We start from the raw sequence: 24,298 nt of genomic DNA on the forward strand, positions 1-24,298 counted from the left end.
GGCGACGGTGAAGCGGAAGCCGACGCCCTGCACCCGCCCGCGGACGAGCACCTGCACCGCCGTGGTCTCGTCGTGGTCGCTCATCACCCCATCGTGCCCACACTGCTCACGCCACGCATGATGGCCCGATGACCGAGTCACCCACCGGGGCCCAGCACGAGATCGTCCACGGCGAGCACCGCGCCGTCGTCACCGAGCTCGGTGCGGGCCTGCGGACCTACGAGGTGGGCGGACGGGCGGTCGTCGACGGGTACGGGGCCGACGAGACGCCCGCGTCCGGCCGCGGGCAGGTGCTGGTGCCGTGGCCCAACCGGGTGGACGGCGGCCGCTACACCTTCGCCGGCACCGAGCACCAGCTGCCGATCACCGAGGTGGGCAAGGGCAACGCGAGCCACGGCCTGCTGCGGTGGGTGGCGTGGCAGGTCCAGACCGCCGACGACGGCGCGTCGACCACCTCGCGGTACGTGCTGCGTCCGCAGCCGGGGTACCCGTTCACCGTCGAGGTGACGCTCGTGCACGCCCTCGACGACGACGGCCTCACCGTCACCGCGACGCTGCGCAACGTCGGCACCGGCCCGGCGCCGGTGGGCATGGGGTTCCACCCGTACGTGGCGATCGGGGCGCCGCACGTCGACGACGTCGAGCTGACGCTGCCCGCCGGCCGCTACAGCGACGTCGACGAGCGGGGCATCCCCGGCGCGGCCCACGACGTCGTGGGCTCGGCGTTCGACTTCACCAGCCCGAGGCCCGTCGGCGACACCGTGCTCGACACGCCGTTCACCGACCTGCGCCGTGACGACGACGGCCGCTGGCGCGTCCGCGTCGGACGCCCCGACGGCTCCGCGGTGACGGTGTGGGGCGACGAGACGTACGGCCACCTGCAGGTGTTCACCGCCGACGCGTGGTCGGGTGGCGCGCCCCGGTCGGCGATCGCCGTCGAGCCCATGACCTGCCCGCCCAACGCCTTCGTCACCGGCGAGGGACGGGTCGTGCTCGAGCCCGGCGCCGCGTTGACGGGCAGCTGGGGCCTCACCCCGTCCTGACGTCCTGCCGACCTGTCGGTGCGTGGTGATGCCGGAGCATCATGACGCACCGACAAGTCCGGGGGATCAGTCGCAGACGCCGCAGGAGCCCGTCAGGGACATCTCGGTGAAGCAGCGCGGGCAGACGGTGCCGGTGCGGGCCTCCTCGATGCGGCGGGGCGTCGCGACGGTCGCCGCGGCCTTCGAGCGCGCGGCGCGGGCCGACGACTTCACGCCGGCGCCGCGGTGGACGTCGGGCACGCCGCCGTCGGACGGCAGCGACGCGCCGTGGCGCACGTAGCACTCCAGGCGCTGCTCGGCGGCGTGCTGCTCGACGTCGCCGACGAGCGGCGAGCCGTCGGGGCGCGCCGTGACGGCGTAGACGCCGAGCGCCAGGCCGTCGGTGCGGGTGCACAGCGACGTCAGCAGGGGCTCGCCGCGCTGGTGGCACTCGTGCGCCAGCAGGGCGAGGATGCGCTCGAGCCACATCGAGGCTGGCGTGCGGGTGCGGACGCCGGAGCGTGCCTGCACCTGCTTGGCGAGCTCGCCCTCGTCGATGGCGGCGTGGTAGCGGCCTGCCGTCTCGCGCAGGACGTCGCGCGCGGCGCGGACCCACAGCTCGGCGGCGGTGGCGAAGGGCACAGGTGCCCCATCGCCGATCCGGAACGTCCCGGACGTGCTCATGTACCTCCTCGGTCGGGGCGCACCGATCGGTGCGCCCGCGCGAACCTATCCGACGGCGGCGAGCCGCCAGGGTGGGGGAGAGGGGGGTCCCTCGGCCCGGGGGCGTGCTACGGGCCGCACCCGCCCCCGGACGCACGAGACCCCCGCTCGCCAGTGGCGAGCGGGGGTCTCGTGGTGGATCAGATGGGGCGAACGTTCTCCGCCTGCAGGCCCTTCTGGCCGCGGGTGACGTCGAACTCGACGCGCTGGTTGTCCTCGAGCGTGCGGAAGCCCTCAGCGGCGATGCCGGTGAAGTGGACGAAGACGTCCTCGCCCTCGTCCTGGTTGATGAAGCCGAAGCCCTTCTCGGCGTTGAAGAACTTCACGGTGCCTTGTGCCATGGAAATAAAGTCTCTCACTGGTTATCGGTTCGTGGCGGTCAGTTCGACCGCCCACGGAACTGCTGCTCTGACGAACCGTCAGTCCCTCGCGGGTCCGATGTCGGAACGTCGTCGCGGTCTGATGACCGCGGAGGTTGAGGCGAGTGTGTCGTTCGCCCTGCAGCCCACGGCAAGCGTAGCACCCTGCAGGGGGGCTGGAACAACGCGTGACGTGGCCCTCCTGGCGCGTCGCCGTCCGCGGACGAAAGGGACATGCCGGGCCGGCCCTCAGACGTCGCCGCGACGCTCCAGCTCGGCGAGCCGCCGAGCCGGGGCGACGGTGCGGTAGGCGTCCTCGACGACCTCCTCGACCAGCGTCCAGTCCGGTCCGTCGCGACCCTCGACGACGAGCCGCATCCCCACCCAGCCGCGCCCGCCGACGTACGGCGGCACGAAGAACACGGCCGGATCGGTCGCGACGAGCTCGGCCTGGTCGCCGGGCGGGGCAGCGCACCACAGGCCGACGACGCCGTCGCCGTGGTGGTCGTCCACCCACGACGCGAACATCGGTCCGACGAAGAAGCCGGGCGAGCCGTGGCTCCGGCGCTCGGTGGCGCCGGGGAGGGCGAGACAGAGCCGACGCACCCGGGGGAGGAGCGCGTCGGCCCTGTCGTCTGGGTCCATCCGCCGACGGTATGACGGGTGGAGGTGGGGAGGGAAGCCTCAGGCCGCGGGGCCCTCCGCGAGGGTCACGGTCGTGGAGTCCTCGGCTCCCGTGGCGTCGCGCCAGGTGACGCGGACCCGGTCACCGGGCTGGTGGGTCGCGATGGCCGACGAGAGCGACTCGGCGTCGCTGACGTCGGTGCCGCCGACGGCGGTGACGGTGTCGCCCGCGACGAGCCCGGCGTCGGCCGCCGCGGAGCCGTCGACGACCCCGGCGATGGTGGCGCCGTCGGTGCCGGTGGTCTCGTTGGAGAGCTCGACGCCGAGGAAGGCGGGGTAGCCGAGCGTGGTGCCGTCGCCGGCCCTGCCCGCGTCGATCTGGTCGACGATCCTCAGCGCGGTGGTGATGGGGACGGCGTAGCCGGTGGTGGCGCCCGAGCCCACCGAGGCGGCGGTGTCGATGCCGACGACTTCGTTGTCGGCGTCGTAGAGCGGTCCGCCGGAGTCGCCGGACTGGATGTCGGCGTCCACCTCGATCAGCCCGGTGAGCGACTCGCCCTCGGTCGATCCCTCGGACTGGGTGGTGATCGACTGGTCGAGACCGGTGACGGTGCCCGCCGCGGCGCTGGACGAGCCTCCGTCGCCGCCCGCGTTGCCGACGCCGGTGACGTCGTCGCCCACCGCCAGGTCGCCCGACGTGTCGAGGTCGACGGTGTCGAGGCCCGAGGCGTCCTCCAGCCGCAGGACGGCGATGTCGGCGGAGTCGTTGGAGCCGACGAGCTCGGCGGTGTACTCCTGCTGGGTCGAGACCACGACCACCTTGATCGACGTGGCGCCCTCGATGACGTGGTGGTTGGTGAGGATCGTGCCGCCCGAGGTCAGCACCATGCCGGTGCCCGCGGCCTGCGAGCCGTCCGACAGGGTCGTGTAGATGTCGACGACGCCCACCTCCTGCTCGTCGGTGGCGTCGGTCGCGGTGGTGTCGGTGGAGTCCTGCCCGGAGAAGAAGCGGCCGCTCGGGTCGCCGGTGGCGCCGCCGAGGCCGGGCCCGGTGACGCCGTCCTGACGGGTCGCGCCGCCGTACGTGCCCTGCGCCTGCGAGGTGCCGGGCTGCGCGGCGGTGGTGCTGCCGGACGTCAGGGCGTGGACGCCGAACGCCGCCCCGCCCGTCGCGAGGGCGCCGACGAGGGCCCCGGCCAGGACCAGGCCCACGGCCTGACGGCGTCCCGGGTGCCGGTGCGCCGGCGGGGTGGGCTGCGGCCCGAAGGGCTGGAAGGGGGGATGGATCTGCTCGGCGGTCGGCATGCGGGTGCGTCTCCTCGGGTCGGTCTCACCGTCTCGATCGAGTCTGCTCACGCAGTCCGCGAAACCGCTGAGCCCTGCCTGCGAACCTGCTGAGAGACGCGGACGGGCCCCGCCTCCCAGGAGGGAGACGGGGCCCGGACGGGGTGCGGCCGCGGTGTCAGTAGCGCTCGCCGGTCTTGGCCGAGAACACGTGCAGGCGCTCGGGGGAGGCCGTGACGTGGAAGGTGTCGCCCTTCATCGGGGGCTTGCGGCCGTCGACGCGCACCACGATGTCGGCGCCGTCGTCGATGCCGCCGATGCGGCCGAACACGAACGCGTCGGCGCCGAGCTCCTCGACCACGACGACCTCGACGGGCAGGCCGTGGTCGGCGATCTCGAGGTCCTCCGGACGCATGCCGATGGTGATGTCCTTCGCACCCTCGGTGTCGGCGGCGCTGCGGTGACGACGCTCGACCTCGAACGGTTGGCCACCGATCGTCACCTGGTCGCCGTTGATCTTGGCGTCGAACAGGTTCATCTGCGGCGAGCCGATGAAGCCGGCGACGAACGCGTTGGCGGGGTGGTCGTACATCGTGCGCGGGGTGTCGCACTGCTGGAGCACGCCGCCCTTGAGCACCGCGACGCGGTCGCCCATCGTCAGGGCCTCGGTCTGGTCGTGGGTGACGTAGACCGTGGTGGTGCCGAGACGACGCTGGAGCGCCGCGATCTGGGTGCGGGTCTGCACGCGCAGCTTGGCGTCGAGGTTCGACAGCGGCTCGTCCATGAGGAACACCTGGGGGCTGCGGACGATCGCGCGGCCCATCGCGACGCGCTGGCGCTGTCCACCGGACAGGGCCTTGGGCTTGCGGTCGAGGTAGTCGGTGAGGTCGAGCATCTTGGCGGCCTCGGTGACGCGCTCGCGGATCTCGCTCTTGGACTTGCCGGCGATCTTGAGCGCGAAGCCCATGTTGTCGGCGACGCTCATGTGCGGGTAGAGCGCGTAGTTCTGGAACACCATCGCGATGTCGCGGTCCTTCGCCGGGACGTCGGTGACGTTGCGGTCGCCGATGCGGATGGCGCCGCCGTCGATCTCCTCCAGGCCCGCGAGCATGCGGAGCGAGGTGGACTTGCCGCAGCCCGAGGGGCCGACGAGGACGACGAACTCGCCGTCCGCGATGTCGAGGTCGAGGCCGTCGACCGCGGGGGTCTCGCTGCCCGGGTAGACGCGGGTGGCGTTGTCGAAGGTGACAGAGGACATGTCGGAACCTTCCCTTCACCGGCAGGTACGTGCCGGACGATCCGTCGTAAAGGAGCGCCCACGAGTGTGAGCGGGGTCATCCTCGCACGCACGGGTGACCTGTGTCACGGGCGGTCGACGGACCGGTCGGGGCTGTCGGCGGCGCGTGCCAGCATGGAGCCATGACGAGCCCGGCCTACGACGAGCGGCTGCTGGCCGACGTCGGTCGCCCGCTGGTGGGCATCGACGTCGACGGGGTGCTCAACGCGCTGGGCGACGACCTCGACCCCGAGCTCTACCGCACCCACCGCGTGCTGCTGTACCGGATCCAGCTGCGCGCCGACCTCCTGGCGGTGGTCCAGCCGCTGCTCGACGTCGCCGCCGTCGGTGGGTGCGACCTGTTCTGGGCGAGCATGTGGGAGGGCGCCGCCGCCTGGGAGCTGGCCCCGCTCGTGGGCTTCGGAGCCGACTGGCCGCACCTGCCCTTCACCCGTCCGGACGACCGGTCGACGGTGGAGGAGCGGCGGGCCTACCAGGACCGCGTCCACGCCTTCGCCGCCGAGGGCGTGTACTTCAAGAGCCCGTACGTCGGCGACCTCGCCGCCGCGGCGCGTCGCCCGATCGTCTGGGTCGACGACGAGGTCGGGGTCGACGACGAGCGCTACTTCGCGTCCCGCGACGACGTCCCCGCCCCGGTGCGGTGCGTCGCCACGGACGGGCGCACCGGCATCGGCCCCCGCGAGGTCGCCGAGGTCGTCCGGCTCGTCGAGCTCCTCGCGTCGCCCTGACCTGGTGGTCAGGTGGCGACGGGCTCGTGACCCGTGGCCTCGAACCGGCCCAGCAGCACGGCACCGCCGAGCGTCGCGGCCAGGCCGAGCACCGCGGCCACGACGTAGCCGGAGCGCACGGTGTCGCCGAGGAACGCGAGCCCGACCAGCGCCGGGACGATCGTCTGCATCGCGACCATCGGGGCGCTCACCCGCGCCACGTGCCCGCGCTGCAGGGCCACGGAGTAGACCAGGAAGGCGCTGGCCCCGGCGAGCAGGAGCGCGTAGCTGGCGGGCGAGGTGAGGACGGGCACGACGCCGCCACCGGGCACGAGGCGGCCGGCGATGCTGACCGCGGCGAACAGGCAGCCCGCGAGACCGCCGAGCAGCACCGGGTGCAGACCCGTGCGGTCCAGGAGGACGGAGGTCATCACCACGGCGGCCACCGCGGCCAGGAGCACCCAGTCGGCCGTGACCCCGGGCTTGACCGTGGCGTGGTCGCCCGCGGCGAACGACAGCATGGCCAGCCCGACCACGACCGCGGCGACGGCACCCCAGTCGGTCGGGCGCAGGTGCTCGGACAGCAGCCGGACGGCGAGGACCGCGGTGACGGCCAGGCTCGACGAGATCGCGGCCTGAGCCAGGAACAGGGGCAGCGAGTTCAGTGCCACCAGGTGCAGACCGAACCCGGCGAGGTTCATCAGCACGGCGAGCACGAACGTCGGCTGGGAGACGACGCGGAGGACGAGGCGCGGGTCGATCCGGTGGTGCGCCTCGCCGAGCCCGCGCACGGCTCGGGCCTGGACGATCGCCGCGACCCCGAACAGCACGGCTGCGGCCAGGGCGGCGACCAGACCGCCGGTCACGAGGCGGTGTGCTCGACCTGCGGCTGCCGCGCGGCCCGGCGGGGGCCCACGACCGTCAGGTAGGCGCTGACGACCACGTAGTAGACGACGTAGAGCAGCGAGAGCGCGACGACCACGGGGTGCGGGTCGGGCACCTGGGCCAGGATGACCGCGTAGGTGACCATCCAGAGCGTCGCGAGCGTGAGGTTGAGACCGCGGAAGGTGCGCGTCCGCGAGGGGTACACGTACTTGAGCGGCACGAACACCAGCACCGTGCAGGCCAGCAGGATCACCGTGGTGACCGTGGGGTTGAGCCCGAGCACGATGACGTAGAAGGCGACGACGTTCCAGTAGCTCGGGAAGCCCAGGAAGAAGTGGTCGTCGGTCTTGGCGTCCACCCGGCAGAACTGGTAGCTCGACGCGATCAGCGGGATGACGGCGAGCGCCGCGCCCCAGAAGCCCGGTGGCAGGTAGTCGCCGCGCCACAGCAGCACCATCGGCACGAAGGCGTAGGTGATGTAGTCGACGATGTCGTCCAGCCGGGCGCCGTCGAAGGTCGGGATCGTCTCCTTGACGCGCAGCCGGCGCGCGAGCATGCCGTCACTGCCGTCGATGACGAGCGCGGCGAACAGGATCCAGAGGGCCCGGGTCTCGTTGCCGTCGGCCGCCGCGATCACGGCGAACAGCGCCAGGGCCGTGCCGCTGGCGGTATACAGGTGGAGTCCCCAGCCGGCCGCACGCAGACGCGTCGAGACGACGGGGGCCGTCGTCGGTGTGGTGGTCAGCGGAACTCCGCAGGTGCTCGATGTGGCGGACGGGTCGCCAAGGAGCATGTCATACCGGCGACCCCGGGGGTATCGCCTCCCCAGGCGTGGACGGCGCGACGTGATCGACGCCCGGTGACGGGGAGGTGACGCCGCAGTGCGGACGGGTGGCCACGTCACGGTCGTGGTCGGGCCGCACCCGGCGCACCAGGACCGCCGCGGTGAGCGACCCGAGCACCAGCAGGACGGCGCACGCGACCATCGCGCGCTCGAAGCCCGCCGCGAACGAGACCGCGTCGTCGACCGTGCCGTCGAGCCCCACCGCGGCGGGCAGCGCGGCCACGGCGAGCAGCTGGGCGGTGCGGGCCACCGCGTTGTTGACGCCCGACGCGGTGCCGGCCAGCGCGTCGGGGGCCGAGCCGAGGACGGCCGTGGTGAGCGGCGCGACGAGGGTCGCCAGCCCGAGGCCGAAGACCACGACGGCGGGCAGCACGTCCTGGACGTAGTCGGCGCCGGGTCCGATGCGCAGGGTGAGGACGAGCCCCGCGGCCGCGACCAGCGGGCCGACGGTCATCGGCAGGCGCGGCCCCAGGCGCTGGGACAGCGCGCCGGCGCGTGACGAGAGCGTCAGCATGATCAGCGTGATGGGCACCGTGGACGCGCCCGCCGCCAGCGGCGAGTACCCGGCGACGACCTGCAGGTGCAGCACGAGCAAGAAGAACGTGCCGCCGAGCGCGGCGTAGACGCACAGCGTCACCGCGTTGCTGGCCGCGAAGACCCGGTCGGAGAACAGTCCGAGCGGGACGAGCGGGTGGGTCGAGCGGCGCTCCTGCAGCACGAACAGCACCAGGAGCAGCAGGCCGCCGAGGCTCGGCAGCAGCGCGCCGATCGTCAGCCCGTAGGTGAGGATGGCCAGGCCACCCACGGTGAGCACGACGCCGGGCACGTCGGTGTGGCGGTCGGCGTCGGGGTCGAGGCTCTCGGGGACGTGCCTGACCGTCACGGCCACGACGACCGCGGCGAGCGGCAGGTTGATCCAGAACACGGCGCGCCAGCCCGCGACGTCGACCAGCCACCCGCCCAGCAGCGGACCCAGCGCCCCGGCGACGCCACCGAGGCCCGACCACGCGCCGATGGCGGCCCCACGGTCCTCGTGACGGACGGTGGCCGAGATCAGCGCCAGGCTGCCGGGCGTCAGGAGCGCCGCCCCGATGCCCTGCAGCACCCGGGCGGCGACGAGCACCTCGGCCGTCGGGGCCAGCCCGCACAGCGCCGAGGCGATCGCGAACCAGACGACGCCGACCAGGAACGTGCGCCGGCGCCCGAGCCGGTCGCCCAGGTTGCCGGCGACGAGGATCAGCGACGCGAGCGCGAGCGTGTAGCCGTTGAGCACCCACTGCAGGCCTGCGAGGTCGGCGTCCAGGGTGCGCGAGATGTCGGGCAGCGCGATGTTGACGACCGTGGCGTCGAGCATCGCCATGCTCGAGCCGAGGATCGTGGCCAGCAGCAGCCAGCGTCCGGCGGTGCTGCGCAGCGGGACCGACGGGGTGCTCATGGCCCGATCATGGACCCTCGCGCCGCCGTGTGTCCTCAGAGCAGGTAGTCGACGACCAGGGGCGCGTGGTCGCTGAAGCGCTCGGCGTAGGTGGGGGCGCGGTCGACGACGCAGTCGCGGGCGACCGCGGCGAGGGACGGGCTGGCCCACTGGTAGTCGATGCGCCAGCCGCTGTCGTTGTCGAAGGCCTGGCCGCGCCACGACCACCAGGTGTAGGGGCCGGGCACCTCGCCTGCGGCGGCGCGGGCGACGTCGACCCAGCCGAGCTCGCCGGCGAGCCGGTCGAGGTAGGCCTGCTCGGACGGCAGGAACCCGGACTTGCCGCGGTTGCCCTTCCAGTTCTTGATGTCGAGGTGGGTGTGCGCCACGTTGAGGTCGCCGGTGAGCACCGCGGGGCGGCCGTCGGCGTGCAGCTTGGCCAGCCGGTCGAGGGCGGCGTCGAGGAACCGGTGCTTGACGTCCTGGCGCGGGTCGTCGGCCTGGCCCGTGTGGACGTAGGCCGACACGACCGTCAGGTGGCCGCCGTCGGCGGTGGGCACGTCGACCTCCACCCAGCGTCCGGCGCCGCTGAACTCGTCGGCCTCGACGCCGTGCCGGACCGCGAGCGGCTCGCTGCGGGTGGCGACGGCGACGCCCGCGCGCCCGGCGGCGTCGGCGAGGTCGTGGGCCACGTGCCAGCCGAGCGGCTCGAGGTGCTCGGTGAGCACCTCGGTGGGCGCCCGCACCTCCTGCAGCGCGAGGACGTCGACGTCGCGCGAGGCGAGCCACCCGTCCATGCCGCGGCGGAAGGCCGCCCTGATGCCGTTGACGTTGACCGAGGCGACGCGGAGCACGTCGCCCAGCCTCTCAGCCGGTGCCGTCGCGGACGCGTCGGGGCATCCCGAACGTGGTGCGCACCCCGGGGGAGTACAGCACCGAGTCCGGCGGCCGTGCCGTCAGCCCGGGGATGCCGGCGGCGTCGACGAGGTCGTCGTCGAGGGCGAGCAGCTCGGCGCGGTGCAGCGGCCACGGCGGGTGCTCGTTGGGGACGTACAGCGTGCGGCCCGCCCAGCGGGTGTGCAGGCCGAACCGGGCGGTGACGAAGTGGTCCTCGTCGGTGGGCTCGGCGATCGGCTCCCCGGGACGCAGCACCACCCGTCCGCCGGCCCCGCGTGGGCCGGGCACGCGACGGCGCGTCCGGTAGGTGAGCACGCCGTCGCGCTCGGCGACGCTCATCCGCGCCCAGGTGTACGGCACGCCGAACGTGCCGCGCGCGCCGAGCACGACGGCCAGCCGGGTGGCCTCCAGCGAGCAGAAGACCACCCCGTGCGTGCCCTCGTCGTCGACGGAGTACAGGCGGACGTTGGTCTCGGCGAAGGTGCCGAGGTAGGGGATCGGCGGACCGTCGCCGACGCCGGCGTCGACCATCCGGAACGGCACCAGCCCGACGTACGTCGCGCCGTCGAGCGTGTCGGGGCGGACCCCCGGCGGCATCAGGTCGGCCACGAGCGCCGGGTCGACCCGCCAGTGCAGGAACGTCAGGTCGCGCCACCACTGCGACATGATCGGTCGCCCACGCAGGGGCGGGGCGGTGACGTCGTAGGGGAGCACCCCGCCAGTCTGTCGCCAGACCGGCGGGGTCGCCGTTCTCAGCCCTGTGCCGTTCTCAGCACTGTGCTCTTTCAGCCCTGCGTGGTGAGCTCGGCGTCCTCGTCGGCCTCGGACTCGACCTCGCGGGGGCTGATCTTCACCGAGGTGAGCCGGTGCCCCTCCACCTCGAGCACCTCGATCAGGTGGCCCTCGGTCTGGATCGAGTCGCCCACGGCCGGCATGTGGCCGAGGCGGTCGATGACGAACCCGGCGACGGTCTCGTACGAGCCGTCCTCGAGCTGGACGCCGGTGCGCTCCTCGAAGTCCTCGAGGTTGATGCCGGCGTCGACGACGGCGTTGTCGCTGACGACGCGGTGGTCGTGGCCGTCCTCGGGCTGGTCGTACTCGTCGCGGATCTCGCCGACGAGCTCCTCGATCAGGTCCTCGAGCGTGACGATGCCGTCGGTGCCGCCGTACTCGTCGATCACCGCGGCCATGTGGACGCCCTGGCGACGCATCTGCGTCATCGCGGGCAGCAGCTTGGCCGTCGAGGGCAGCGCGACGATGGTGCGGCTGACGTCCTGGACGGTGGTCGCGCCCGGGTGGGTGCGGGTGTCCAGCAGGTCGCGGACGTGGACGAAGCCCTCGAGGTCGTCGACCGTCTTGCCGATGACCGGGTAGCGCGAGTGCGGCAGGTCGCGGATCGTCGCGATCGCGTCGGCGATGCGCTGGTCGCCGTCCAGGAAGGCCACCTCGCCGCGCGGGCGCATGACCTCCTTGACCGAGCGGTCGGTGGCGGCGAAGACGTCGCGCAGGATGCGACGCTCCTCGTCCTCCAGGCCCTCGTGGGCCCCGACGATGTCGCGCAGCTCCTCCTCGCTCATCTCCTCGTTCTTGGCGTGCGGGTCGCCGCCGAGCAGCCGGACGACCGCGTTGGTCGACAGCGACAGGAACCAGATCACCGGGCGCATCACCGTGGCGAAGCGCGAGAGCGGGGGCGCCACGATCAGGGCGACCGGCGCCGACTTCTGCAGCGCGAACCGCTTGGGCACCAGCTCGCCGAGCACGAGCGACAGGTAGGCGATGAACAGCGTCATCACCACCAGGGCGACGTTGCCCGCAGCGCCCTCGGACAGGCCGAGACCCTCGAAGACGGGCGCGAAGTCCGGCGCCAGCGTCGAGGCGCCGTAGGCCGCGGACAGGAAGCCCGCGACCGTGACGCCGATCTGCACGGCGGCGAGGAAGCGGTTGGGGTCGCGGGCGAGCGAGGCGACCTTGGCGCCGCGCGCGCTCTGCTCCTCCATGCGCGCCAGCTGGCTCTCGCGCAGCGACACCAGGGCCAGCTCGGTGGCGGCGAACACGCCGCCCACCAGCACGAAGACCAGCACGAGGCCCAGGTTGAGCCAGGTCTCGGAGTCCATCAGAGCACCACCTCCGGTCGGCGCATGGGGGCGTCGGCCATCAGGTGGCTAGGACTTCGAGGTCTGCTCATGGGCCAATCGTACGAAGACCAGGGCCCGTGCGCGACGTGTGGTGGCCCCGGCCCGCCCGGTGTGACGGGGGTCGCGCTTGGAACCGCCGCCTAGCGTCGACGACATGCGCATGGCGAGGACCGGCTGGGTGGCGGTGGGGCTGATGGCCGCGCTCACGACGTCGGCCTGCACCGGCGACGCGACGCGGGGAGGCGCCGCGCGGGCCGAGGCCGCCGCCCCGACGACGGCCACGACACCGGCGCCGCCGCCGGACCCGTGCACGCTCCTGGTCTCCGGGCGTCAGGTCGCGCTCGACGGCGCCACCGCCGTCCGCGTCACCGACCTCGCCGCGGCGGCCGTCCGCGCCGCCGGCGACGCCGAGGCCGACCCGTCAGCCGTCGCCGCGCAGCTGGCCGACGTTCCCGAGCTCGCGGCGGTCGCCGCCCCGGCGTCGTCCGCGCTGCTCGGTCGCGAGGGGCCGGCGCTGACCTGCGCCCACCCGCGGGGCACGTCCGACGAGAGCGAGGCGGGCGAGTCGGGCCTGACGCCCCGCGCCGACGCCCTGCTCGGCGCGATGAACCAGGCCTTCGGTCGTCTGCCGACCGGTGGGTACGCGACCGGTGGCGTCGACAGCGGCCACACCTCGGACTCGGCCCACTACGACGGCCGGGCCATCGACGTGTTCTTCCGACCCAGCTCCGACGCTGCCCAGCGCCACCGCGGGTGGACGGTCGCGCAGTGGCTCGTCGCCCGCGCCGACCGGACCTCGCTGCTCTCGGTGATCTACCGCGACCGGATCTGGACGGTGTGGGCCTCCGGCGCCGGCTGGCGCGACTACGTCCACCCCAGCGGCAACACCACGAACAAGGTGCTGCGCCACCTCGACCACGTGCACACCGCCGTCGTCGGCGGCGACCGTCGCCGCGACGACGATTGAGCCCGCCCCCGTTCCGCGATCCGCGGTTTCGGATGGTGTGATCCGCGAGTTCCGAAGGCGCCGCGGCGTCGGAAGTCGCGGACGGGACCGTCAGAACCCGCGGACGGGGCCTTCGAGAACCGCGGATGACGGAGCTACGGGTGGCCGCCGTCGCGGGTGGTGAGGAAGGCCGAGAGCCCGGCGAGGTCGTCGGTGTTCAGGTGGTCGACGCCGCGGTCGGCGAGCACGGACCACAGGGCGGAGCGACCGGGGCCGGCCGCGTCGGGCGTGGCCCAGAACCGCAGCCGGTAGCCGGCGCGGTGCGCCTGGGCGACGTAGCCGTCCAGGCGGGCCTGCTGGTCCGCGGGCAGCGGGCCGACGCCCGTCCAGGTGAAGGCCGACGTCCAGCTCTGGCTGACCAGCGGCATGAAGCTCGCCGGGTAGCCCGACGCGAGGTCCTCGAGCCGGCCGTCGTACCCGGCGAAGCGCGAGCGCTGGGCGAGCATCGTCTCGCGCGGACGGTTGCCGCTGACGACGACGTCGACCGCGCGTGTCCGCACCCGCGGCGCCATCTGGCTGACGACGTCGGGGTAGCGCCGCAGCAGGGCGTCCAGCGCGGCGTAGGTCGACTCGCCCTCGGTCTTGAGGTCGACCAGCAGCTGCACGGGCCGGTCGTCCCCGCGGTACACGTGACCGCCGTTGCGGCGCACCCGCTCGCGCAGCGGGTCGAGGTAGAGCCTCTCGATCGTGCGGCCGGGGACGAGGTCGACCTCGTCGTGGCCGACGAGGAGCTTGCCGTCCCGCAGCCAGACGTCGGCCTCGACGCTGGTGAAGCCCTGGTCGAGCGCGTCCAGCAGGGGCCGGTCGTGCTCGTAGTCGTTGTGGGCGTGGGCACGGGCCACGGGTGCGACCCGTCCGGCGCGCGGGTCGCGGTAGGCGCGGGGGAGGCGCAGGCCGTTGCGGGCCATCACCTGGCGCAGCAGGTCGGGCCGGTCGGTGATCAGGCCGTCGACGCCCACGTCGAGCAGGTGCTGCATGGTCGCGGGGTCGTCGACCGTCCACGGGATGACGTCGAGCCCGGCGCGGTGGGCGCGGCGCACCGAGTCGCGCGTCGGGTAGGGCACGAAGCCGGGATCGCCGACCGTGCCGTCCTGCGGCGTGCCCTGCACGGGCGACCACGCGTCGAACCCGAGGTGGTCGATCGCGCGGACGGGGTCGCCGCCGAAGTCGTCGACGTCGATGCCGCCCAGCCAGGGGGAGCGTCCGGGCCGGCCGACCTGCAGGAAGTCGATGTTGTCGAGGGCCACCAGCGGCAGGCGCGGCTCCAGGCGCTGCATCAGCCGCAGCGAGCCCCAGTCGAAGCTCTGGATCGTCACCTGGCGGCCGATCCGCGCCGTGCGGATCTCGCGCGCCACCGCCCGCACGAACCGGCCGCGGGGTGCGGTCTCGTCGGGCGCGCCGGCCTCCACCTTGGTCTCGACGTTGAGCATCACGTCGTCGGCGCGGTAGCGGCGCACCAGCGCGAACACCTCGGCGAGCGTCGGCATCCGCGAGCCGGGCGCGAGCTCCTGGCCGGGCCAGCGGGGCTGGCGGAGGCTGCCGCACTCCAGCGTGCGCACCTGCGCGAGCGTCAGGTCCTTGACGTAGTCGCCGACGTACGGCCAGGCGGGGTCGCCGACACGGACGGGCGCGGTGTCCTGGCACTTGGCGGCGCTGACCTGGCGGTCGTGGGTGACGACGACCTTCCCGTCGCGCGTCACCTGGGTGTCGAGCTCGAGGGTGGTGACGCCGAGCTCGAGGGCCTTGGAGAATGACGCCTCGGTGCTCTCGACGGTCAGGCCGAGGCCGCCGCGGTGCGCCTGGAGGTCGAAGTCGCGGGGCTTCGCCTCGGCCGGTGCGCCGGGCACGAGGGTGAGGGCGGACGCCGCGAGGGCGACGCCGAGAACGGGGGACAGCAGGGCACGGGCTCGCATGCCGGTGATCTACCCGCCCAGGAGTCGTGACGGTGAACGTCGGGTGCCGGGACCGCGAACGCTCCCGGGCACCGTAGGCTCGGCCCCATGAGCCTCGACCCCGCCCTGCGAGCCATCCTGCGGTGCCCGCAGGACCGCGGCGACCTGCTGCTCGTCGAGGACGAGCTGCTCTACAACCCCCGCCTGCGCCGCGCGTACCCCATCCGCGACGGCATCCCCGTGATGCTCGTCGACGAGGCCCGCGACGTCGCCGACGCCGAGCACGACGACCTCCTCGTCCGCGCCACCTCCACCTGAGCGACCCCTACCCCCACCCCCACCCGTCGCCGAGATACGGGTTCTGCACCACGCACGGCGCTGCGGTGGTGCAGAACCCGTATCTCGCGGACGGGGTCAGGGGGCGTGGCGGAGGAGGTAGCCGTCGCGGGAGTTGCGGACGTGGTGGCGCATCGCGTCGGCGGCCTCGTCGACGCGGCCCGCGAGCACGGCGGTGGCGATCTGCCCGTGCTCGGCCCAGGAGTGCTGGCCGCGGACGTGGACGTCCATCGCGTAGAGCCACTCGATCTTGGCCGACACCTGGCGCAGCAGGTGGTGCAGGCTCGCGTTGCCGCACAGCTCGGCCAGGCACAGGTGGAACTCGGTGTTCAGCGCCGGCAGCCGGTCGTCGTCGGTGCCGAGCAGCGAGGTGCCCTCGGCCACCAGGTCGCTGAGGCGGCCGCCGTCGACCTCGGCGGGGGAGTCGGCGAACCGCTGCGCGAGGCGCGAGGTCGTCAGGACCTCGATGGTCTCGCGGACGACGAACAGGTCGCGGGCGTCGGCGGCGTCGAGCCGGGCGACGGTGACGCCGGCGTAGGCGCGCGAGGTCACGAACCCCTCGCCCTCCAGGGCCTTGAGCGCCTCGCGGACGGGCACCCGCGACACCCCGTACTGCTCGCTCAGGCTGGCCTCGGTGAGGCGCTGGCCCACCGCGAACCGCCCGCCGACGACGTCGCGGCGCAGGCGGTGCGTCACGTCCTCGCCGAGGCGGCTCACGTCAGCAGGTCCGCGCCGGGGATCGCGTCGAGCAGCGCCCGCGTGTAGTCCGACTCCGGGTGCTCGAACACGCGCCCCACCTCGCCGGACTCCACGACGCTGCCCTCGCGCATCACCTGCACCTCGTGCGCGACGAGCCGCACGACGGCGAGGTCGTGGGTGATGAACAGGTACGACAGGCCGAGGTCGCGCTGCAGGTCGCCGAGCAGCGTGAGGATCTGGTCCTGCACCAGCACGTCGAGCGCCGAGACCGCTTCGTCGCAGATCACCAGGCGCGGCGACAGCGCCAGCGCACGCGCGATCGCGACGCGCTGACGCTGCCCGCCCGACAGCTCGCCGGGGTGGCGCGAGGCGATCGACGTCGGCAGCGCCACCTGGTCGAGCAGCTCGGCGACCCGGCGCCGGCGGGACGCGCGGTCGCCGACGCCGAACACCCGCAGCGGCTCGTCGACCACCCGCTCGATGCTGAACGTCGGGTTGAGCGAGGCGTACGGGTCCTGGAAGACCGGCTGCATGGCGCGACGGATGGCGCGGCGACGCGACCCGCGGGCCGTCTCGACGACGGTGCCGTCGACGCGTACCTGCCCCGACGTCGGGCTCTCCAGCCCCAGCGCGATCCGCGCGACCGTGGTCTTGCCCGAGCCGGACTCGCCCACGACGGCCGTGGTGGTGCCCGGCGCGACGGAGAACGAGACGTGGTCGACCGCGGTCAGCACCTGCCCTCGCTGGCCGCGGACCTTGAACGTCTTGACGAGGTCGTCGACGACGAGCACTGGCTCGGCGGTGGGCTGGGCGGCGTCGGCGAGCGCGGCGCCGGCCGTCCGTCCCGCAGCACGCTCGCGGGCCGTCGACACCGACGGCGCGGCGGCGACGAGGCGCTGGGTGTACTCCTCCTGCGGGTCCTGCAGGATCTGCAGCGCCGGCCCGGTCTCGACGACGCGGCCCTGCGACATGACCACGACGCGGTCGGCCCGCTCGGCGGCCAGGCCGAGGTCGTGGGTGACGAGCAGCATCGACGTGCCGCGGGCGGCGCGCAGCTCCTCGAGGTGGTCCAGGATCGTGCGCTGCACGGTGACGTCCAGCGCCGACGTGGGCTCGTCGGCGACCAGCAGCACCGGCTCGCACGCCAGTGCGATGGCGATCAGGACGCGTTGGCGCAGCCCGCCGGAGAACTCGTGCGGGTAGGCGCGGGCGCGGCGGCCCGCGTCGGGGATGCCCGCCTCGCCCATCAGCGCGATCGCCCGCTCCTTGGCCTCCGAGCGGCTCGCGAGCCCGTGCGCCACCAGCGTCTCGGCGATCTGCGACCCGACGCGCATCGCCGGGTTGAGGTTCGACATCGGGTCCTGCGGGACGAGCCCGACCTCGCGGCCGCGCAGACGTCGCAACCGCCGCTCGTCGGCGTGCGTGACGTCCTCGCCGCGGAACGCGATCGTCCCGCCGGTGACGCGGCCCGTCCCGGGCAGCAGCGAGATGACGGCGGCGGCCGTCGTCGACTTGCCCGAGCCCGACTCGCCCACGACGGCCACGCGCTCGCCCTCGTGCACCTGCAGGCTCACGCCGTGCAGCGCGGGGACGACGCCGTCGCGGCCGCGGTAGCCGACCTCGAGGTCGCGGACGTCGAGGACGGGAGCGGTGCTGTCAGCGTCCGACGGCATAGCCCTGCGCCCCCCTCGGGTTGGCGGCGGCGGCGAGCAGCCCCGTCGCCGGGTCACGGGTCACGGCCGAGAGCCGGCCGAGCGCCCAGTCGCCGGCGCGGGTGACGACGTGCCCGCGTGCCTCGAGCGACGCGACGACGTCGGCGCCGATGCGGTCCTCGACCACGAGGCCGCCGGGCGTCCAGGTGCGGGGCCAGAACGACCCGGGCATCGACGTGGTGTGCAGCGCGGGCGCGTCGATGGCCTGCTGCGGGGTGTACCCGCCGAGCAGCACGCGCAGCAGGTAGAGCAGCTGCCACTGGTCCTGCTGGTCGCCGCCGGGCGTGCCGAGCGCCGAGACCGGCCGGCCGTCCTCGAGCAGCAGCGTGGGCGTCAGCGTGGTGCGCGGGCGGCGTCCGGGGCGCAGCGCGGACGGCGACGACTCGTCGAGCCACGTCATCTGCAGCCGGGTGCCGAGGCAGAAGCCCAGCGACGGGATGGTGGGCGACGACTGCAGCCAGCCGCCGGACGGGGTGGCGGCCACGATGTTGCCCCACCGGTCGACGACGTCGATGTGGCAGGTGTCGCCCTTCGTCCGGCCGGCCACGGTGACGGTGGGCTCGCCCGCGCCGATCGCGCCCTCGTACTGCTCCGCGGTGGCCAGCGGCGGGACGAACGTCGTCGCGCCGCCCACGTCGCCGGGCCGGAACTCGACGGACGCGGTGTCGTCGATGAGCGCCCGACGCGTCGCGGCGTACTCGGGCGAGAGCAGCACGTCGAGCGGCGCGCCGCCGTCCTCGGGGTCGCCGTAGTGCGCGTCGCGGTCGGCGAGCGCGAGCTTCAGGGCCTCGACGACGCGGTGCGCGCCGTCGGCCGTCGACGGGTCGACCTCGTGCGGCTCGAAGCCGTCGAGGATCGCCAGCGCCTGCAGCAGCACCGGGCCCTGGCCCCAGGCGCCCGTCTTGGCGACGGTGTGCCCGGCGAACTCGAGCGTGGTGGCGGGCTCGTAGGAGGCGGTGAACGCGGCGAGGTCGGCGGCCGTCATCACGCCGGCGTGGTCGGTGCCGCTGGAGTGCCGGTGCGGGTCGCGCACGAACGCCTCGACCGCCTCGGCCACGAAGCCCGTCCGCCACGCCTCGCGGGCGGCGTCGACGCGGGCCTCGCGCGTCGTCGCGCCGTCGCCGGCCGCGACCAGGCGCTCGAGGGTGTCGGCGTAGGTCTCGAGGCGGACGACGTCCCCGGCCTCGGGGGGCGCGCCCGCGGGCATCCACACCGACGCCGAGGACGGCCAGTGGTCGGTGAACAGGTCGCGCATCGTGGCGACCATCGCGGCCGCGCGGGCCGAGATCTGGTGTCCGTCGCGGGCGTACCCGACGGCGAACGCGAGCACGTCGGCGAGCTCCCAGGTGCCGTGGTCGCGCAGCAGCAGCAGCCACGCGTCGACGGCGCCGGGCACCGCCGCGGCGAGGGCGCCGGCGCCGGGGACGAGGTCGAGGCCCTCGGCGCGGTAGTGCTCGATGGTGGCGCCGGCCGGGGCGGGCCCCTGGCCCATCAGCACGGTGGGCGTGGGGTCGTCGGCGGTGGCGAACAGGCCTGTCATGTCGCCGCCTGCACCGTTGAGGTGCGGCTCGACGACGTGCAGGACGAACGCGCCGGCGACGGCGGCGTCGAACGCGTTGCCACCGCGCTCCAGCACCGCCTGGGCGCTGGACGACGCGAGCCAGTGCGTCGAGGCGGCCATGCCGAAGCTGCCCCGCAGGGTGGGACGGGTGGTGTGCTCGGGGGGTTCGACGAACGGGGACACGGGTCAGCGCTCCTGACGGGAGGGGTCGAGGGCGTCGCGCAGGGCGTCGCCGAACAGGTTGAACGCGAGGCAGATGACGGCGATCGCGAGGCCGGGGAAGACGGCCGCCGACGGCGCGCGGAACAGGTACTGCTGGGCGTCGGACAGCATGATGCCGAGGCTGGGCGTGGGCGGCTGGATGCCGAGGCCGAGGAACGACAGCAGCGCCTCGCCGATCACCGCGACGGGCATGATCACCGTGGCCTGGACGATGATGGCCGACGCCGCGTTGGGCAGCACGTGCTGGCCGAGGATGCGCAGGCCGGACGCGTCCAGGCTGCGGGCCGAGAGCACGAACTCCAGCTCCCTGAACCGCAGCGTCTCGGCGCGCACCACGCGGATCATCGTCGGCACCTGGGCGATGCCGAGCGCGATGGCGGCGTTGCTGAGGCTCGCTCCGTTGATCGCGGCCAGGCCGACCGCGATCACCAGGAACGGGAACGCCAGCATCAGGTCGGTGAGCCGGGAGACGATCGCGTCGAGCCAGCCCCAGTAGCCGGCGACCAGCCCGAGCGGCGTGCCCACGACCACCGCGAGCAGCACCGACAGCACCCCGACGAGCAGCGAGGCGCGGGCGCCGAACAGCACGCGGGAGAGCACGTCGCGTCCGAGGTCGTCGGTGCCGAGCGGGTAGCCGACGGTCAGGAACCGCTGGAACGGCACGTCGAAGTCCACCTGGGTGGGCGGGTACGGCGCGATCAGCGGCGCGAACACCGCGGCGAGCACGACGACGAGCAGCAGCCCGCCGCCGACCAGCCCGAGCGGGTTGTGCAGCAGGCTGTGCAGGACGCGTCCGCGACGTCGTCCGAGGTCGGGTGCGGCTGCCTCGTCGGGCACCGGTGTGCTGACGGCCATCAGGACCTGCCTCCCACCCGGATGCGGGGGTTGATGAGCGAGTAGAGGACGTCGACCGCCAGGTTGATGACGATGTACGCCGCGGTGACCACGAGCACGACGGCCTGGATCACCGGGTAGTCGCGGGTGAACACCGAGTCGAGGGTGAGCTTGCCGAAGCCGGGCAGTCCGAAGATCCGCTCGGTGACGACGGCGCCCGAGATCAGGCCGCCCAGCTGGAGCCCGATGATCGTCACGACGACGATCAGCGAGTTGCGCAGCGCGTAGTGCGACAGCACCCGCCGTCGTCCCAGGCCCTTGGCGCGGGCGGTGCGCACGTAGTCGGTCGACAGCGACTCGAGCATCGCCGACCGCGTCTGGCGCATCACGACCGCCGCCAGGGCCGTGCCGAGGATGACCGAGGGCAGGAGCAGGTAGTACACGCCCCGCAGCGGGTCCTGGGTCACCGGGACGTAGCCCGACGCCGGGAACCAGCCGAGCCCCACCGACAGGTACAGGATCGCGAGGATGCCGAGCCAGAAGCTCGGGACCGACAGACCGACGAGCGCGAACGCGTTGGCGACCCACTCGGGCCAGCGGCCGCGGTAGACGGCCGCCACGACGCCCGCGCCGATGCCGACCACGACCGCCACGACGATCGCGAACAGCGACAGCCACAGCGTCACCGGCAGGGTGGCGCCGATCAGGTCGGTGACGGGGGTGTCGGTGCGCACCGACCTGCCGAGGTCGCCGCTCAGCGTGTCGCGCAGGAAGCGCCAGTACTGGGTGACGATCGGCTGGTCGAGTCCGAGGTCGGCGCGCACCTGCGCGAGGCGCTCGGGGTCGGCCTCCTCGCCGGCGAGGGCGAGCGCGGGGTCCCCGGGCAGCGCGCGGACGCCCCAGAACACCACGACCGACGCGAGGAACATCGTCAGCACCGCCTGCCAGAGGCGGTTGAGCAGGTAGCGGCCCATCAGTCCTCGCCCTCCAGGAACGCGGCGCGACCGAGCCGCACGACGCCGTCGGCGTACGTCGAGACGCCCGCGACGTCCTCGCTGTAGGCGGTGAGGTTGCGCTGGCGGTAGAGGTAGACGATCGGGTCGTCCTGCTGCACCTGCGTCACCACCTGTCCGTAGGTCTGCGCCCGCTGGGCGGGGTCGGTCTGCTGCGCGGCCTGCTGCAGGAGCCGGTCGACGTCGGGGTTGCTGTAGCCGGAGTAGTTGTTGCCCTGCTCGGTGCCGAGGAACGCGTACGTGTTGCCGTGCGGGTCGACGCGGCCCGACCAGCCCAGCTGCAGCAGCTCGAAGTCGCCGCGCGTCTGCACGTCCAGCAGGGTGGAGTACTCGACGGGGGAGATGCGCAGGTCGAACCCGCCGTCGGCCACCGCCGCCTGGAGGGCCTGCGCGAGGCGGAGCGTGTCGGGGGTGTTGGACACCTGCATCGTCAGGCGCAGCGGCGTCTCGACGCCCGCCTGCTCGAGCAGCCGCCGGGACAGCGCGGGGTCGTACTCGGGGCACGCGTCGCTGGCCTCGGTGGCGAACTCCGACGTCGGCGGGATCGGCGAGCACGCGGGCTCGAACCAGTTGTTGAAGACCGAGTTGACCAGCGCCTGCCGGTCGATGGCGTGCTCGAAGGCCTGGCGGACGCGGGGGTCCTTGGCCAGCGGGGTGTCGATCTCTCCCGGCGGCTGGCCGGTGCCGTCGACGTTGCCGAGGTTGAACGTGACGCCCTGGTAGCCGAACGAGGCGATCTGCAGCAGCCCGATGCCGTCCTCGCGGTCGAGGGCGTCGACGTCCTGCGGCGAGACCGAGTCGATCACCTGGACGTCGCCCGAGCGCAGGTTGGCCGCGCGGATGTTGGCGTCGGTCATGATCCGGTAGGTGATCGTGTCGAGGTGGACCTCGTCGGCCGCGTAGTAGCGGGGGTCGTGCTCGACGCTGATCGACGTCTGCGGCACCCGCTCGCGGAACTTGAACGGCCCGACGCACACCGGTGCGGTGCCGAAGTCGTCGCCGAGCTCCTTCAGAGCGGTGGGCGACATGATCATGCCGGCGCGGTCGGACAGTGCGGCCGTGATGGGCGCGAACGGCGTCTCGTAGGTGAGCTGGACGGTGCGCGCGTCGGGCGTCGTGATCGCGGTGATCGGCCCCATCTCGGACGCGCGCGAGGAGTCCTCCTTGGTCAGGTGCCGCTGCAGCGTCGTGCGGACGGCGGAGGCGTCGAACGCGGTGCCGTCGGCGAACTCGACGCCGTCGCGCAGCGGGATCGTGACCGTGCGGCCTCCGTCCGCCAGGGTGGGCAGCGCGGACGCGAGCTGCGGCACGATCTCGCCCTTCGCGTCGGTGTCGTAGAGCTTCTCGCAGATCGTGTTCATCACGTAGCGGGTGTAGAGCGAGGACGAGGTGGTCGGGTCGAGCACGTCCGGCTCGGCCGACAGCCCCATGACCAGGTCGCCGCCGTCGCGCACCGGCCGGTCGCCGATCGGCGCGTCGGTGACGTCGGGACGGTCGACGCGGTCCGGCGGCGGCTGCACCTGGTAGCAGCCGGCCAGGACCAGCGTCAGGACGCCGGCCAGGAGCGCGGGTGCTCTGCGGGTGGGCACGGGGACTTCTCCTCGGGGGCGGAGGAACGGGGTGTTTGTATACAATCTGCCCGCCGCACGTTTCCACGGGGTTGCGGTGCCGTCAAGGGTGCGTGGCGGTGGCTCGGGGCGGCGGCACGGACTCGGGTGCGGGTTCGGGTGCGGCGCCGTCGGGGTGCTCGCCGACAGGCACCTACGGACGCGGTGGGTGGCGCGGCTCGTCGCGGCCGGGTGGCTGTCTCGGTGGGTGGACCGCCCGTTCTCCTGGGCCTCACGCGTCCCACTTCCCCCAGTTTCCTGTCCCGTTACCTGGGAAGTTCTCCGTGGTCTCGGAAGTTTTCCGTGGGCGGCACCCGGCTCGTCTCACGCGGTGAGACCCGAGGCCGGCCGCCCTGTCGCCACCGCCGCGGCCCGCGTCCGTAGGTGCGCCCTTTCGTCGTGCGAGCACCCCCGGGGCGGTCGCGCTGGGTTCGGGTGCGGCGCCGTCGGGGTGCTCGCCGACAGGCAGCGACGGACAGGGTGGGTGGCACGGCTCGTCGCGGCCGGGTGGCTGTCTCGGTGGGTGGACCGCCCGTTCCCCCTGGGCCCCACGCGTCCCACTTCCCCCGGTCTTCTGTCCCATCCCCTGGGAAGTTCTCCGTGGTCTCGGAAGTTTTCCGTGGGCGGCACCCCGAGCGACTACAACCGCGCCCCCGTCCCGGGGCCGAGGGGGAGGTCGAAGCCGTAGAAGACGGTCAGCACCAGCACCCACGACACCCAGAACGGCACGACGAACGGCAGCATGCGGGCGAAGATCGTGCCGAGGCCGGCGTCGGGCTCGTAGCGCCGGAGCATGGTGAGCAGCACGATCATGTACGGGTTGAGCTGGGTGATCACCTGCGTCGCGGAGTCGCCGACGCGGAAGGCGGCCTGGACGAAGGCGGGCTCGAAGCCGAGGATCGCGAACAGCGGCACGAACACCGACGCCATCAGGGTCCACATCGCCGAGCCCGAGATGATGAACAGGTTGAGCAGCGAGGCCAGCAGGATGAAGCACAGGATCGCGACGAACCCCGTCAGGCCGATCTTCTCCAGGCCCTCGGCGCCCGCCACGGCCAGCCACGAGCCGACGCCCGACCAGTTGAACAGGGCGGTGAACTGCCCGAGCACGAACGCGAGCACCACGAAGCCGGCCATGTCGCGGACGGTGGCGGCCAGGGAGCGGGGGACGTCGGCCGAGCTTGTCCAGGTGCCGGACGCGAACCCGTAGACCAGGCCGGGGATC

General features: G+C 73.4%; 23 protein-coding genes. 4 read left to right on the forward strand and 19 right to left on the reverse strand.

Annotated features, from left to right (window positions below):
* Positions 1-128: 128 nt before the first annotated feature.
* Positions 129-1,043, forward strand: coding sequence for an aldose 1-epimerase family protein (locus ACI6PP_RS18240; RefSeq protein ID WP_421113048.1), 915 nt, complete (start codon positions 129-131; stop codon positions 1,041-1,043).
* A gap of 66 nt (positions 1,044-1,109) precedes the next feature.
* On the opposite strand, the gene ACI6PP_RS18245 is transcribed toward ACI6PP_RS18240, so the two are convergent.
* From ACI6PP_RS18245 to ACI6PP_RS18265, 5 genes are all read right to left on the reverse strand, one after another.
* Complete coding sequence (locus ACI6PP_RS18245) at positions 1,110-1,706, reverse strand: hypothetical protein (RefSeq protein ID WP_421113049.1); 597 nt, start codon at positions 1,704-1,706, stop codon at positions 1,110-1,112.
* A 179-nt stretch (positions 1,707-1,885) separates the two neighbouring features.
* The gene (locus ACI6PP_RS18250; RefSeq protein WP_421113050.1) at positions 1,886-2,086 is read right to left on the reverse strand and encodes a cold-shock protein; all 201 of its coding nucleotides are present in this window, start codon (positions 2,084-2,086) and stop codon (positions 1,886-1,888) included.
* A 267-nt stretch (positions 2,087-2,353) separates the two neighbouring features.
* Positions 2,354-2,749 carry an MmcQ/YjbR family DNA-binding protein gene (locus ACI6PP_RS18255; RefSeq protein WP_421113051.1) on the reverse strand — a complete coding sequence of 132 codons (396 nt, stop codon included), beginning with the start codon at positions 2,747-2,749 and terminating at the stop codon, positions 2,354-2,356.
* Between the two features lie 39 nt (positions 2,750-2,788).
* Positions 2,789-4,033, reverse strand: coding sequence for a S1C family serine protease (locus ACI6PP_RS18260; protein WP_421113052.1), 1,245 nt, complete (start codon positions 4,031-4,033; stop codon positions 2,789-2,791).
* Between the two features lie 157 nt (positions 4,034-4,190).
* Complete coding sequence (locus ACI6PP_RS18265; protein WP_421113053.1) at positions 4,191-5,270, reverse strand: ABC transporter ATP-binding protein; 1,080 nt, start codon at positions 5,268-5,270, stop codon at positions 4,191-4,193.
* Between the two features lie 161 nt (positions 5,271-5,431).
* Between ACI6PP_RS18265 and ACI6PP_RS18270 the strand changes: the two genes are divergently transcribed.
* Entirely contained in the window at positions 5,432-6,037 is a 606-nt protein-coding gene (locus tag ACI6PP_RS18270) for a hypothetical protein (protein WP_421113054.1), read from the forward strand.
* A gap of 8 nt (positions 6,038-6,045) precedes the next feature.
* Here the strand turns inward: ACI6PP_RS18270 and ACI6PP_RS18275 are convergent, their stop codons facing one another.
* The 6 genes from ACI6PP_RS18275 to ACI6PP_RS18300 all read right to left on the reverse strand — a co-directional run bounded on the left by ACI6PP_RS18275 (position 6,046) and on the right by ACI6PP_RS18300 (position 12,170).
* Complete coding sequence (locus tag ACI6PP_RS18275; protein ID WP_421113055.1) at positions 6,046-6,882, reverse strand: hypothetical protein; 837 nt, start codon at positions 6,880-6,882, stop codon at positions 6,046-6,048.
* The gene (locus ACI6PP_RS18280; RefSeq protein WP_421113056.1) at positions 6,879-7,694 is read right to left on the reverse strand and encodes a CDP-alcohol phosphatidyltransferase family protein; all 816 of its coding nucleotides are present in this window, start codon (positions 7,692-7,694) and stop codon (positions 6,879-6,881) included. The genes ACI6PP_RS18275 and ACI6PP_RS18280 overlap by 4 nt, the downstream gene beginning before the upstream one ends.
* A gap of 1 nt (position 7,695) precedes the next feature.
* Positions 7,696-9,180 carry an MFS transporter gene (locus ACI6PP_RS18285; protein ID WP_421113057.1) on the reverse strand — a complete coding sequence of 495 codons (1,485 nt, stop codon included), beginning with the start codon at positions 9,178-9,180 and terminating at the stop codon, positions 7,696-7,698.
* 35 nt (positions 9,181-9,215) lie between these two features.
* Complete coding sequence (locus tag ACI6PP_RS18290; RefSeq protein WP_421113058.1) at positions 9,216-10,013, reverse strand: exodeoxyribonuclease III; 798 nt, start codon at positions 10,011-10,013, stop codon at positions 9,216-9,218.
* A 13-nt stretch (positions 10,014-10,026) separates the two neighbouring features.
* Complete coding sequence (locus ACI6PP_RS18295; RefSeq protein WP_421113059.1) at positions 10,027-10,770, reverse strand: YqjF family protein; 744 nt, start codon at positions 10,768-10,770, stop codon at positions 10,027-10,029.
* A gap of 71 nt (positions 10,771-10,841) precedes the next feature.
* Positions 10,842-12,170: a hemolysin family protein gene (locus ACI6PP_RS18300; protein WP_421113060.1), complete on the reverse strand. Its 1,329-nt coding sequence runs from the start codon at positions 12,168-12,170 to the stop codon at positions 10,842-10,844.
* 175 nt (positions 12,171-12,345) lie between these two features.
* Here ACI6PP_RS18300 and ACI6PP_RS18305 point away from each other — a divergent pair, with 175 nt between their 5' ends.
* The gene (locus ACI6PP_RS18305; protein ID WP_421113061.1) at positions 12,346-13,158 is read left to right on the forward strand and encodes a VldE C-terminal domain-containing protein; all 813 of its coding nucleotides are present in this window, start codon (positions 12,346-12,348) and stop codon (positions 13,156-13,158) included.
* A gap of 134 nt (positions 13,159-13,292) precedes the next feature.
* Here ACI6PP_RS18305 and ACI6PP_RS18310 read toward each other — a convergent pair whose 3' ends face one another.
* The gene (locus tag ACI6PP_RS18310; RefSeq protein WP_421113062.1) at positions 13,293-15,110 is read right to left on the reverse strand and encodes a glycerophosphodiester phosphodiesterase family protein; all 1,818 of its coding nucleotides are present in this window, start codon (positions 15,108-15,110) and stop codon (positions 13,293-13,295) included.
* An 87-nt stretch (positions 15,111-15,197) separates the two neighbouring features.
* Between ACI6PP_RS18310 and ACI6PP_RS18315 the strand changes: the two genes are divergently transcribed.
* A complete protein-coding gene (locus ACI6PP_RS18315) occupies positions 15,198-15,407 on the forward strand; it encodes a Trm112 family protein (protein WP_421113063.1) in 210 nt (69 codons plus the stop codon).
* Positions 15,408-15,503: 96 nt separating this feature from the next.
* Here the strand turns inward: ACI6PP_RS18315 and ACI6PP_RS18320 are convergent, their stop codons facing one another.
* The 7 genes from ACI6PP_RS18320 to ACI6PP_RS18350 all read right to left on the reverse strand — a co-directional run.
* On the reverse strand, positions 15,504-16,142 hold the full coding sequence (locus ACI6PP_RS18320; protein ID WP_421113064.1) for a GntR family transcriptional regulator: 639 nt from the start codon (positions 16,140-16,142) through the stop codon (positions 15,504-15,506).
* Positions 16,139-17,797, reverse strand: a complete 1,659-nt coding sequence (locus ACI6PP_RS18325) for a dipeptide ABC transporter ATP-binding protein (RefSeq protein WP_421113065.1) — start codon at positions 17,795-17,797, stop codon at positions 16,139-16,141. Before ACI6PP_RS18325 ends, ACI6PP_RS18320 begins: the two co-directional genes overlap by 4 nt.
* Positions 17,781-19,580, reverse strand: coding sequence for a gamma-glutamyltransferase family protein (locus ACI6PP_RS18330; protein ID WP_421113066.1), 1,800 nt, complete (start codon positions 19,578-19,580; stop codon positions 17,781-17,783). The genes ACI6PP_RS18325 and ACI6PP_RS18330 overlap by 17 nt, the downstream gene beginning before the upstream one ends.
* 3 nt (positions 19,581-19,583) lie before the next feature.
* Positions 19,584-20,474 (reverse strand): ABC transporter permease, encoded by an 891-nt coding sequence (locus ACI6PP_RS18335; RefSeq protein ID WP_421113067.1) that lies wholly within the window; start codon positions 20,472-20,474, stop codon positions 19,584-19,586.
* The gene (locus ACI6PP_RS18340) at positions 20,474-21,427 is read right to left on the reverse strand and encodes an ABC transporter permease (RefSeq protein WP_421113068.1); all 954 of its coding nucleotides are present in this window, start codon (positions 21,425-21,427) and stop codon (positions 20,474-20,476) included. The genes ACI6PP_RS18335 and ACI6PP_RS18340 overlap by 1 nt, the downstream gene beginning before the upstream one ends.
* Entirely contained in the window at positions 21,427-23,055 is a 1,629-nt protein-coding gene (locus tag ACI6PP_RS18345) for an ABC transporter substrate-binding protein (RefSeq protein WP_421113069.1), read from the reverse strand. Before ACI6PP_RS18345 ends, ACI6PP_RS18340 begins: the two co-directional genes overlap by 1 nt.
* A gap of 657 nt (positions 23,056-23,712) precedes the next feature.
* On the reverse strand, positions 23,713-24,298 hold a 586-nt coding region (locus tag ACI6PP_RS18350; protein WP_421113070.1), incomplete at its 5' end, for an AbgT family transporter.

It is taken from the genome of Solicola agrisoli, assembly GCF_049059935.1.
In the GTDB taxonomy this organism is placed as follows: Bacteria; Actinomycetota; Actinomycetes; order Propionibacteriales; family Nocardioidaceae; genus JAURVT01.